The organism is Brachybacterium sp., from assembly GCF_036379615.1.
GTDB lineage: Bacteria > Actinomycetota > Actinomycetes > Actinomycetales > Dermabacteraceae > Brachybacterium.
On sequence record NZ_DASVGJ010000074.1, the window covers coordinates 96,478 to 108,515 of the forward strand.

At 64.3% G+C, this 12,038-nt stretch carries 10 protein-coding genes; 5 read left to right on the plus strand and 5 right to left on the minus strand.

From position 1 onward, the window contains the following. Nucleotides 1-73 precede the first annotated feature (73 nt). The 4 genes from VF289_RS18070 to VF289_RS18085 form a co-directional block, all read right to left on the minus strand. Entirely contained in the window at nucleotides 74-1,078 is a 1,005-nt protein-coding gene (locus tag VF289_RS18070; protein ID WP_158496666.1) for an IS481 family transposase, read from the minus strand. After that, nucleotides 1,075-2,259 (minus strand): Cmx/CmrA family chloramphenicol efflux MFS transporter, encoded by a 1,185-nt coding sequence (locus VF289_RS18075; RefSeq protein ID WP_330885611.1) that lies wholly within the window; start codon nucleotides 2,257-2,259, stop codon nucleotides 1,075-1,077. Before VF289_RS18075 ends, VF289_RS18070 begins: the two co-directional genes overlap by 4 nt. Nucleotides 2,260-2,528: 269 nt before the next feature. Further along, complete coding sequence (locus VF289_RS18080; RefSeq protein ID WP_330885613.1) at nucleotides 2,529-2,786, minus strand: hypothetical protein; 258 nt, start codon at nucleotides 2,784-2,786, stop codon at nucleotides 2,529-2,531. A gap of 1,183 nt (nucleotides 2,787-3,969) precedes the next feature. Further along, nucleotides 3,970-7,494: a DUF4020 domain-containing protein gene (locus tag VF289_RS18085; RefSeq protein ID WP_330885615.1), complete on the minus strand. Its 3,525-nt coding sequence runs from the start codon at nucleotides 7,492-7,494 to the stop codon at nucleotides 3,970-3,972. Between the two features lie 296 nt (nucleotides 7,495-7,790). On the opposite strand from VF289_RS18085, the gene VF289_RS18090 reads away from it, so the two are divergent. From VF289_RS18090 to nrdH, 5 genes are all read left to right on the plus strand, one after another. After that, entirely contained in the window at nucleotides 7,791-8,144 is a 354-nt protein-coding gene (locus VF289_RS18090) for a hypothetical protein (RefSeq protein WP_330885617.1), read from the plus strand. Nucleotides 8,145-8,159: 15 nt separating this feature from the next. Next, nucleotides 8,160-8,774, plus strand: a complete 615-nt coding sequence (locus VF289_RS18095; protein ID WP_330885619.1) for a recombinase family protein — start codon at nucleotides 8,160-8,162, stop codon at nucleotides 8,772-8,774. 748 nt (nucleotides 8,775-9,522) lie between these two features. After that, nucleotides 9,523-9,903, plus strand: coding sequence for a hypothetical protein (locus VF289_RS18100; RefSeq protein WP_330885621.1), 381 nt, complete (start codon nucleotides 9,523-9,525; stop codon nucleotides 9,901-9,903). Between the two features lie 2 nt (nucleotides 9,904-9,905). Then, nucleotides 9,906-11,015, plus strand: a complete 1,110-nt coding sequence (locus tag VF289_RS18105; protein WP_330885623.1) for a C40 family peptidase — start codon at nucleotides 9,906-9,908, stop codon at nucleotides 11,013-11,015. A gap of 74 nt (nucleotides 11,016-11,089) precedes the next feature. Then, the gene (gene nrdH, locus VF289_RS18110; RefSeq protein ID WP_330885624.1) at nucleotides 11,090-11,383 is read left to right on the plus strand and encodes a glutaredoxin-like protein NrdH; all 294 of its coding nucleotides are present in this window, start codon (nucleotides 11,090-11,092) and stop codon (nucleotides 11,381-11,383) included. Nucleotides 11,384-11,452: 69 nt separating this feature from the next. Here nrdH and VF289_RS18115 read toward each other — a convergent pair whose 3' ends face one another. After that, nucleotides 11,453-11,668, minus strand: coding sequence for a hypothetical protein (locus tag VF289_RS18115; RefSeq protein ID WP_330885626.1), 216 nt, complete (start codon nucleotides 11,666-11,668; stop codon nucleotides 11,453-11,455). Between the last annotated feature and the right edge of the window lie 370 nt (nucleotides 11,669-12,038).

Below are 12,038 nucleotides of genomic sequence, written 5' to 3' on the forward strand. Positions count from 1 at the left end.
CACGGTGGAGGATCCCCTATCGGGCACGCGCTCACTGCAGCCGTTCGACCTCACCAGTCCCCCGCGAGGATCACTAGTTGTATGAGGGCCAGACGTTGGTGACGCCAGCACGGAGCCGAGATGCTGGGGGATGTCCGCCCGCTCCACTATGGGGGCGGTGGTAGTTGTAGTGGATATTCCAGATTCCGATCGCGGTGTCGCGGGCTTCTTCGCTCTCGAACTCTCGGGCGTATAGCAGTTCCTCGGCCAGGATTCGCTGGTAGCGCTCCACCTTCCCGTTGTGTCGGGGCGTGTAGGGCCTGGTCTTCTGGTGTCGCGTGCGGTTGCCGACGATTCGAGCGAAGTCGGCCGAGCGGTAGCACGCACCGTTATCGGTGATGACGCGGTGGATGTGCGAGATCCCGTGAGCGGCGAACCAGGCCTTAGCTCGGGCGAGGAACGCTGCCGCCGTGGGTCCCTTCTCGTCGGTCAGCGGCTCGGTGTACGAGAGTCGGGAGAATCCGTCGACGGCGGAGTGCAGGTAGGTGTACCCCCGCTTCGCCCCAGCTGACTTCGCGCGACCCGCAGTCCTAGCCTGGTCGCTGTTGCGCCCATGAATGCGCCAGCCGCCACCGTCAGGGATTCGGCCGACCTTCTTCACGTCGAGGTGCACCATATGGCCGGGCCAGCGGGCGGTGATCTTCCCTGGCTTGCGATTGGTGTCGCCGCCAGGGTCGATGAACCGGCGTCGACCAAGGCCGAGCCGGCTCAGGTGTCGGCTGACGGTACGCCGGTTGATCCTGACGTCCAGCTCGGCGAGCTCGTAGGCAATGCGCTGGGCGGACCACTTGTGCTCTCGCCGCCAGACCTCGATCTGTTGGATGACACAGGCGGCTGTCGCGGTACTGCTGTGGTGGGGCGTCGAAGCACGGTCTTGGAGCCCGGCTTCGCCATGGCGTCTCCACCGGTTGACCCACTTCGAAGCGCACGCGCGTGAGATGCCCATCTCGGCAGCTACGTGCGCGATCGGCCGGGTCAGGCACCGATTCACGAGCCGGCGTCGACCTTCAAGGCTCAACGGAGCATTAGCGTGCGTCACTTGGCAGCCTCCACATTCCGTACCCGCGGGGCGATGATGCGCAGCGTGGGCAGCATCACGAGGAGTGCGAGAGCGGTCATCGCGGTCGCTGCCCACACGGGACCAAGGTTGCTCGAGCTCTCGAGCGCTACCGCTCCGAGCGCCGGACCAGCAGCGGCCCCGATGTTGAGAGCGGCAGTCGCGTAGGAACCACCCATGGTGGGCGCTTCCGATGCTGCGTAGAGCACTCGAGCGATCATGGTGCTTCCCACAGCGAATGCCAGCATGCCCAGCAGGAACACCAGGACGAGCAGCGGCACTGAGTGCCCAGCAAGCACCGCGAGCAACAGCCACCCCACTAGCAGGAGCGGCGCGGCCACAACGAGGAGCGTTCGCGGGTGCTGGTCAGACAGTCGCCCGGCAATGCTGACTCCCATGAAGGACCCGATGCCGAACAACACCAGAGCCACCGGTACCCACACCTGGCCCAGACCCGCTGTCCCGGTCACGACCGGCGCGAGGAACGTAAACGCGGCGAAAGTCCCGCCATTGACCAGCGCAGCGAGCAGCATCGCCGTGAAAAGACGGGGCACGCGGAGCTGCGCCAACTCGAAGGCGAGAGACAGGCCATCGTTGGCTTCGTCCTGCGTGTCTCTCGGCTGTGGACGGATCCCGGTGAGGATGCCGATTGCAGCAGGAACGCACAGGAAGGCTACCGCCCAGAACGTGGCCCGCCATCCCAGCGCCGTGCCAAGTAGAGCCCCCGCGGGAACACCGGCCACCATGGCGATCGTGGTGCCCGAGAGGAGGATGGCAAGAGCGCGGCCCTTCCGGCTGGGGGCCACGAGGCGGGTCGCGGTGCTGAGTGCAACGGCCAGGAACCCGGCGTTAGCAACCGCAGCAACCACACGAGTTGCGAACAGCACGGAGAAGGTCTCGGCAGTGGCGGCGACGACGTGACAGGCAGCGAAGATGACCACGCACCCGAGCAAGGTGGTCCGGGCGGGCCACCGACGGGTGAGAGCTGCCATGGCGGGCGCAGCGAGAATCATCCCGACCGCAAAGGCAGAGGTGAGTAACCCAGCTGTGCCGACAGAGACACCGACACTGGCGGCGATGTCTGGCACGAGGCCAGCAAGCATGAACTCAGATGTGCCCATGGCAAAGACAGCCAGGGCAAGCAGGTAGAGGGCGAAGGGCATGGAGGGCTCCGAGGAACGAGAACGAAAAGGGGGAAACGTCTCGTCACCACGGCCAGCGCCCAGGGAGCTGCCCAAGAGCCCGCTCAGCGCACAGGCGCAGGCGGCGGGTTAAGGACTCAGGAGGTCTGGGGGGCTGACGGTGTGACCGAAAGCCCCCTGAGTGTCTGATTCAGGGCACGCCATGCTCCTCACCCTACCGACGCTCCCTCAACACTGCACATCCTTTGCGCGCGCCGCGGCATCGTCATCAACGTCCTGCCCCGCAACAACTAGTCGAGCAAGAGCTTTACGTCGTAGGTCGGGCCAAGCTCGGCCGCTAGAAGACGGTGCAGCTCGATCCCTTCGGTTCGGTGCTCCGCACGCGCCGCGGGCGAGTCCCACCCGTGCTCCCAGTGGAAGTGCGCATCGAAGTAGGCCGCCCACGCCTTCAGTCGGCCCTTCAAAGGCGGTGAGAGCTCCCAATCGTTCTCGTCTGTACCCCCATCCTCATAGGTCCAGAGTGGCCACCAGGCGGAGTAGTCGTTCATCAGTCGTACCCTGATCGGCTTCATGTGAGCCAGTGTGCGGCCGCGCCGGAGCATTGACTACCTCAATGACGCCAGCAAGCTGTCTCGGACCACCGCCAGTTAGCGATCGCATCCACAGGATTGAACCTTGTGATACAGGGGTGATCGTTCGATGGCCGGTGTCGCGTTTGGGTATACCCCAAAGCGACAGCAATCCTCTGGCGCACTCATGCATGCTCCCTTGGTCCTCCGACGGCTGCCTCGCGAGTGTCAGCTCGCCGAGACGTCGATAAGGATTTTCATGCCTTCACCCTGGCGCAGGCGATGGATCGACCTCTCCGCGTCCTCGAGCGCCATCTAGGCGATCCAGCCACCCTCGGTGGTGTCATTGCCGGCGACCATGCCGTCGATGACGTCCTGGAAGTCCTCCGGCGTACCTGCCATATCCCCTACGGTCGCCACCCACTCCAAGTAACCTTCATTCATGATTCAGCTCTCTCAAGAACTTCTCGTCACGGCCTGCGGATTCTTGCTGCTCGGCGCTCTCGCGCAGTGCCTAGCCGCTTACTTCGGCTACGTTGCGGACAGCGAGGCGCGTCGGCAGCACCTGGCTCTCGCGGACGCTGTTGAAAGCCTGACGACCAAGCTAGAGCCCCCCTCTGCCCCCCCGCCCCCCGCCCAGTCAGATCTCGATACTTGGCGATCGCGTGCCGCAGGCTTCGAACTCGCGTCCACGCTTGTGGGCTGGACTTGCGTAATTACGGGGGCTGCCATCGCCCTACTCTCAGCCGTAACTGCTACTCACCTAAGCTGACGCACTGCCGGGACTGACACTGACGCACAAAGAGGTGTCACGCGCGGCGAACAACCCGGTTGGTGATGGCGCAGGAATATGGCGCATCCAGGCCTGCGGCGATAGTGCGCCCGCGGCACTCACGCCGCTGTGCCGCAAAGGACCGTTTGCGGCACACCCATGGTCTCGTAGGGCAGTGGAGTGAACAGATGAGCACCCCTCCCGCGTCCCGACTCGAGGGACCGCTGCACAAGTTGGTGACACCTCAACCGGACCCATCTGCCACCTTGAGCACCACCCTGCGTGACAGCTACGCGATCGTTAGCTCCCCCGTCACACAGGGTCCAGAACAGCGGTTCTCGAACAGATCTGCGCCTTGGGGTATACCCAAAAGAGGAGGGGTGGAGTCTTTTACCAGTCGGGGCCGACGGAGCATCCAAAGCGCAGCGCCTGTTCAACCAATGGCAAGACTGCCTCCTCTGAGAGAGCCTCGCGCAAGGCGGGAACAATCTCGGACAGGTAGTGGCAAAACTCCCATGGTTCGTCGGCCGGCGTTTCCTGAAGCAAGTGCGTGAGGTATCGCGTCCACAGCGCCGCTTCCGGACGAAGATCCAGTTCAGTCATTGCATGGAGGATGCGGTCGTCGCGTTCAAGGCCCGCCGGCGCGCTCTCGACCAAGGCGACGGTTTCGTCCCGGACCGTAGGTAGACCAAGGACCCAGCCCGCGATGGCCGAGGCTTCCTCGCGCGCAAAAGGGCGCGGGGTCGATGCGACGCGTTCGCGCCAGTAGCGCTCTATCCATCGCTCCCACTGTGTGTGAGCTTCACCCGACGTGGCGTCCCGTAGAAAACGGCCCACGGACTGTGTCCAGGCGATTCGGACTGTCGGGCTTGCCTTAATGACCAATTGCGACAGCCAGGCGTTAGGCGGCTCGTCAGATCGCATAGCGATCGTTGCCAATTGACGTCCCAGTGCTTTCATGGTGCGTTCATCGTTGACGTCCCGTCCATGCTCGAGGGTCGCAAGGAAGGAGTCGAGAAGGCCGGCGCGGAGAAGGGCATCGTCGTACTGAGCGTGGCTGAGGAACACGCGCCACATCGCCGCGACCTGTTCATTGCCATTGGACGTCCATGACAGGAGCGGCAGGAGTCGCGATCTTGCCCATTCAGGATCCGCGCGGTAGAAAAAGCGAAGATTCGTGATGAGAACGCAGCGTGCGAGGAGCCCGTTTCGCCCGGAATGGTCGATCATTCGGTCGAGCTCGGTGCCGATTCGCGGCGGCAGTCCGGCCCACATGGCTCCTTGGCGACTCCACTCTGAGGCAGTGACCTTGGTCCAGAAGTTCGCGAGGTCGCCCGCCGGGTGGTTGATGGCCTCAGAATACGGGTCGGTTTCGCTGACAACGTTCCCGGCCACCTCGTCTTGAGGCCACAGCCTGCTAGCAAGGTCGCGGGCGCTCTCGAGGTCCTGCCATCGGGTCGGGTGGTCGGCCTGTCCACCACTGGAAAGCAGGGAGGCCGCCTGGTTCCTAACGGCGCCGATGTCCCAGGCTCCGATACGGGAAATTACCTGGTCGGCTAGGCCGTGGTCGGTGTCTGTGACCAGCTCCGCTGCACTCCAGCCACTGATTAGGGCTCCTCGGAGGTCCTCGTCATCCTCGCGAAGGTGCCCGGCGAGGCAGATGCCGTCGAGCGGATACCGCGTCACGCAACGCTGCAGTGCCGCGAGTGCACCGGTCCATGTGGGGCCGATCAGTCGGAAGCCATCGTTCGTGGCGAATTCTCGGAGCCGCCCTAGTGCTGCGGTGGGATCATCCGAAATGGTGGCGTGAAGTTCGTCAGGAGAGAACGGCTCGGCGTCTTCAATGAACCCGGAGGTCATGTACATGTTCAGGTCGGGGTGCTTGCGAGGCTGGTAATCGGGGTGGGCCTCTTGGACCGCATTGAACTTAGCGGTGATGTGGGGGTCGGCAGGTAACGCGCGGTGCAGCCATACGAGAAGGTTGTAGCGCACGTAGGGAGAGCCGATGACTCCCGCGACAGGAGCGGGGCCCTGGTCAGCGGTTACGAGCAACCTTTCGCGAGTGTCGGGCTCGGTCGAGGGCAGAGCGTCTCGGAGTAGTAGGTACACCTCGTGTTGGAGTTCGAGGTCGTATATGAGCCTCTGTTTGATGACCCATCTGACTTTGTCGTCTCCGTTAATATCGGCCCGAAGTCGGCAGGCGTGCACCGCGAGTCGTCGGAGCACGGTCTCAGAAGCGGAAATTAAGAGGTCGATTTGACGGGCCGCGTTCTCAGGCTGGGCTCGCAGTAGGTGCTCGAGGCTATCGCGAGCTGCATCGATCAGCATGTCGTGAGGGTCGCGGAACTCGTCTTGGGGGTGCGGTTCGATAGCGGAGCGCCCAAACCCGAACGCGTCGAATCCCGGCTGCAGGAGCTGCGCAAGACGATAGGCCGCGCGGATCTGACGTACCGCGAGGTCAAACAGGTCAGGTGCGTGGTCGGTCAACATCGGCCGATACACCTCCGTCCATGCCTCGGTGAGCCAGTACTCCTCACCTGTGAGGGTGACCTCAAACCGAGGCGCAACCTCGGTCGAGTCGAAGGTGATTCCGGAGCGGGGGATCGGAGTCGTGCGGTGCTCCAAGAGCATAAACGCGAGAGTTGGCTGCTCTTCACACTTAGGCTCCGTCAGCATCATGTCGAGGAGAGGATGTCGACCTAAGGGCGCCCGCTGGAGTGCGATCACGAACCAAGGCACTTGCCAATCCGCGATTGGATTCTTCTGAGTGAAGAGACGGCGCATGAGTGTTTCCCACATCTCGAGAGCCCATGGGCGGTCGCGCGCGAGCCTAAGCGCGAAAGGCGCGTGTTCTTCGACGCAAGCGAATTTGTCAATAAACCACCTGGTTAAAGTCCTGGCCAGGATCTCAGTAGCCGAGTCGTCAGAGTGCGGCTCAGTGAAGAGTAAGTTGAACTCGGGACGGGTCGTCGCCCACTCCAGCCAGTCAATGGAAGTGGCCGATTCGGTGAAGAAGCGAACATGATCTGGATGAGCGAGCGCCTGTTCGAGATAAGACACCTCTTCCGGGATGCTGGGCGGGCCCTGCTCGACCAGGGCGACGATGCGGCGGCGGTGGTCGAGTCGGCCCCAGGCAGTAAGTTCTGCCCAACGTTCGAGCGCTGCGGCGAGTGAGGCGTGCGACTTTTGAACCACAGGGTAGCTGATAGCGGTGAGTCCCAGCCGGGCCCAGTTGCCGTTGTCCGCGTCGCCTGTCATGACATAGCGCCGTCCCTCGCGTCCGAGAGAACGGGCCAAGTACTGCATGACGACATCACCGTGGCTGTAACCGATGAAAAGGACCGTGGAAACGGAGAACATTCGCTCAAGGAAGCGAGCGGCCCAGGCTTCGCGTAGATAGGCGTGGCCGAAGTCGGCGTCGGTGACGATTAAATTCCGAGGATCCTGCCCAAGGACGCCGTGCAGGTGGATGACGCCAGTGAAGTCATCGCCAAGTGGCAGAGCTGGCGCACGAAAAACCTCCACCTCCAGACCCTTGGTTTGCGCTGCGGCTTCGAGGTGCTGATCGTAGTTGGTGGTGACGACGCGTAGCGGTGGATGGGCGGCGGCCAGCGACATGATGGCGTGGTGAAGTCGGTTAGGTGCGCTCCCTGGTGGGGCAATGGCCTCGGCAACCAGTGAGTGAACTTTGATATTCATGTCAGCCAGTTCGCCGAGGAATACGTCCGGCTGTTCCAGCTGACGTTCGGTTGGGGCCACGTCCACCCGGGTGCCGATCTCCGTGACCAGCTGCTTGAAGTCGGGTAATGAGGCGGGCGCGTCACGCGAAGCACCAGCGCCTACGAAGATCACCAGTTGCCCGTCGTGAGCGGCACTGATGAGTTCATCAGGCACCTCGACCTCTTGGAACCACATGTGTCCCACCGTACTTTGCTTCACTGACAATCGTTTGAAGGGGCGGACATGAATCCTGTCCGGGTCGATGCGCTCACAGATCGGCAAAGTCGAGCGGAGCTAGGCCTCGGCTAAGCGGCGTGGCCCCCTAGCCCTAAGGGACGGAGTGGACCTCTAACGGTCGTTGAGGGGTCACCCCGGGGGGGCCGAGCGCCAGCAGCCGTTCGCGCAGGTCGTTACGTGTCATATCCGCGCACCATAATAATCTGCGTCAGATATCCGTCAGGACCGGCAATTATGACACAGGAGGCGGCACCATGGCCGTGAACGAGGACCATCGACAGACCGAGATCGCCAGGGAGGCCGCGCAGAGCGCCCGCACCCTGGCTCACTCCACCCGCGATGTGCCCACCCCGAGCGATTCGTACGTGCTGCTAGGAGAGCTGGGAGCGACCGTGGACCATCTGGAGCAGGTGTGCCGTCAGCTCAGCAGGTGGCACGCGGCTACACAGGAGCCCGAGCACTTCACGGCGGAAGACCCGCGGGGCGACGGCACCGGCACCACGACCGCAGCCGCCGAGCTGGAGGCCGCAGCCGTCGCTCTGAACACTGCGTCTGCGGCTCTCATGCGTGCCCATGCCGCCAACGGCGTCGTGCGCTGGACCGCGTGAGCGGAGCCAGCGCCGATGACGCTCTACGGTTACGCCCGGGTCTCCACTGATGAGCAGAACCTCGGCCGACAGCTGGACGCACTAGCGGCCCACGGCGTACTTCCCGAGAACCTCCACCAGGAGACGGCGTCGGGAGCCGCCCCTCACCGGCCCGTGCTCGATCGGCTCACATCGGATGTACTCACCGAGGGCGACACTCTGGTGGTGACCGACCTCGACCGCCTCTCCCGGCGCACAAGCAGACTCATCCTCGCCCTGGACGAGCTGACCAGCCGTGGCATCACCGTGGAGTCGCTGCACGAGCGCGTGGACACCTCCACCGCTGACGGCATGTTCTCGGTGACGCTGCTGGGAGCCCTGGCACAGCGAGAGCGTGACCGTATCAGGGAGCGCACCATGGCCGGACTCGAAGCCGCCCGCGGCCGAGGCCACCGGCCGGGCCGACCCGTCGCAGTCACACCAGAGCAGTACGAGACTGTCCTAATGCTGCGCGGCCAGGGGCGCGCGTATCGCGCGATCGCCTCCGCAACCGGACTGTCTGCCAGCACGGTTGCTCGAATCTGTCGGGGAGAAACACCCGGCCATGACACCTACCGGCAGCAGCAAGAGATCCAGCCCGTGCTGAGCTAAGCAGGGCCACCTCACGCCGGTTCGCAATGTTGCACCTCAGTAGATCAGTAGATCAGTAGATCAGTAGAGGGCTATCGCGGCCGGACTTGACGACTTGGGTCTATGCAGCCCACGGCGGTCCGGCGACCACACTCCCGGCACTCCCAGGTCCTGTGCCCTCCAGACGACGGCCCGCCGCCGCAGAGGCACGAGGCCCACCCAATCATGTGTCTATCTGAGCCGCACTCGCACCGCGGCGGCATGGGCTCGCTCCATCCATTCGGCCCGCGCTGGAGCCATTCATCTGTCATGGCGTCATGGTGCCTCGGCAGCCCGACGTTCCGAACCTAGGTTGAAGAGTTGGCTAGGAGCTGCCGCAGGCCGCTTCGCGCCCTTTGCCTTCGAAGATCGGTTGTGCGCTCACAGCCGTACCCGAGGACGCCAAGCAGCAGCCGGCCCTTGTCCCGAACCAGCGACCGCGGGGCAGTGGTCCCGTTGCGAGAATCAGGATGTTTGCAGTGGTTCCGTATCGCCGTAATGCAGTAAGTCAGTAGATCAGTAGTCCGTGGTGGTCCCAGCAGGTGGTGTCGTGATCCTCGCGCTTGTCTGGGGCATGCGATCAATGCGAGTAGTTCCCATGGCAGCCGCAGCGCTCTTGATGGTGGGATGCAGCGGCCCGCCCGAGGAGCCGCAGCCGACTACCAGCGAGGCCCCGGTGAGCGCGACGAGCGAACCTGAGGAGCCGGAGGAGTCTGCTACGGAGTGGGACGTGGCTCCGAGCGAGGAGGCCCCCGGGGTGCCCGGCGATGAGGGACCATCCGAGGCGGAGGAGGGCGACGCCGAGGAGGCTGGGACGGCCGCTCATGCGGCTGTCGAGGCGTACTTCTCGACCGATGACCCCGAGCAGTGGTGGTCGGAGTTCTCGAAGCACCTCACGCCCGCGGCGCAGGAGGTGTGGCAGTACACCGATCCGCGCCGTGTTCCGGCCGGTGCTCCCGAGGGCAGCGCGGAGTACGGCTTGGTCAGTGCGACCGATGCGGAGATCACCGTTCCGACCACGATCGGTGACTTCCAGTTGGTGATGGTCCGCGCCGATCCGGCCGACGACTGGAAGGTCTCGTACCTGGAGCCCCCAGAGGAGGTGGCCTGAGGATGAAGAAGAAGGCGATCGCCGCGACGCTGGTCCTTGGTTGCGCGGCGCCGGTGGCCCTGGTCGCCGGGGCCGGTGTCGTAGGAATCGGCATGTTCGCGGGCAGCGGCGGCAGCAACGAGGCGATCTGCGCCGGTAGTTCGCTGTCGGTCAGCATCGAGGGGGAGTTGCCCGCAGGGGTCGGCAGCTTCACCCCGCAGGCGATGGAGCAGGCCGCGGTCATCATGAAGGTGGGGGAGGCCGAAGGAATCCCCGCCAGCGGGCAGCTCGTCGCGCTCATGACCGCGATGCAGGAATCCCGTCTAGGCGATCACCCGAGCACCTTTACGCCGGATGCGAATGGTGACGCGGGAGTATTCCAGCAGCGGCAGCTCCCGGGCTGGTATGGCTCGCTGGAGGAAGTCAGTGATACGTCCTATGCCGCAAAAGTCTTTTACAAGGGAAAGACTCTCACCGAGGAGATCGAGGGCGGCGCAGGGCCGAAGGGGTATCACATTCCCGGTCTAGTGAATGTGGATGGTTGGGAGTTACTGGCCCCGACCGTGGCCGCGCAGCGCGTCCAGCGCAGCGCCCACCCTCAGGCCTACGCCCAGCATGAAACAGAGGCGAGGGAGATCATGTCGGCGCTGTCCGGTGTGGACGTGTCGATCGACCCGAGCGAGCCCGGTTCCGCGGTGTGCGGTGACGGCAGCAGCTTCACTGCGACCGGCGACATAGGCGCAGTGCTGGAGCGGGCACAGACCACGCTAGGGCAGACCTACGTATTCGGCGGCGGAGGCTGGGACGGCCCCACCCGCGGCGGGCAGGACTGCTCCGGCCTGACGACCTATTCATACGCGGCCGCGGGAGTCAGACTCCCGAGGACCGCCCGCGCCCAGTGGGCTGCACTGCGCTCCCACGCGGTCTCTCCCAGCGAGGCACAGCCCGGCGATCTGATCTTCGAGGCATGGGGCCGACTCGGCTCCGAGGTGTCCCACGTGGGGATCTATGTCGGAGACGGAAAGATGATCGAGGCGAGCCGTAGCGCGGCCGTGACCAAGATCAGCGACGCCCGCCTCAGCGGTTCTCAGTTCGTAGGTATCGCGCGCGTGCCAGATGGGTTCACGGAGTGATCTCCGATGCCCTCAGCACAGCGCGCACCGCCCCGCGGCCGACACCAACCACCACCACGACCGAGGAGGACCCTATGAACGTCACCGTGTACACCAAGCCTCAGTGCGTCCAGTGCGATGCCACCAAGCGCGCGTTGAAAAGCAGCCGCGTGGAGTACGAGGCCGTGGACGTCACCGAGGATCCCAAAGCTCTAGCAGCCGTCCAAGCTCTCGGCTACTTGCAGGCTCCTGTCGTCGTTACGAGTAACGATCACTGGAGCGGGTTCCGGCCGGACAAGATCAAGGCACTGGCCCCCGGCCGCAGCTCCGGCCGCGGCGGACAGAGCGGGTTAGATCCGGCAGCACCACGAGGGCGCATCGCCTTATGACCACACCACGCCCCATGAAGTGACCCCCGCCCTCGGAGCTCGAGGACGGGGGTCACTGCTGTATAGCTGCTAGACCATCGTCGCCACGACGGCAGCGATGATGACGAGCGGGTTGCCGAGTATCGAGCCCCCCACCGCGACTCCGAGGGTCTTCAACAGCCGGTATCGGCGGGCCAAGATCAGCGTCAGGAAGGCCGCGACGAGGAGGAGCAGGGCGAGACCTCCGAGCGTTGATCCGAACACGATCAGGCCCGTCTGACTGAACCCCTCGACTTCACTGTCCATGACCGTCTCCCTCCGCGGTGTTGTGGTCCCTATCGTCTCAGCTGACCCCGGCCGTCCATCTCCTCCGGCGCGATCCGATTCGCTCCAGCGCGGGGCCGGCTGGACGCCTCAGCGCCTCCCGAACCCTGCTCTACCCGTCTTGCATGGCGAGATCGCTCCAGTTGCTCTGGCACCAGGTCCAGCAGCTCCAGGAGGTCTCCTTGACGCGGATCGACCTCGCGGTCGGCTGGGCTGGAGGGGATGGTGCTCATGCCGTCTCCTGATCGTAGAACGGCCACCACTTCACTGAGAATGCGGCGTCATTGATCCGCAGGAGCATGGCCCGCATGCAGTTGGCGCAGAACCCCGTGCACCAGGTGACCGTCCCTCC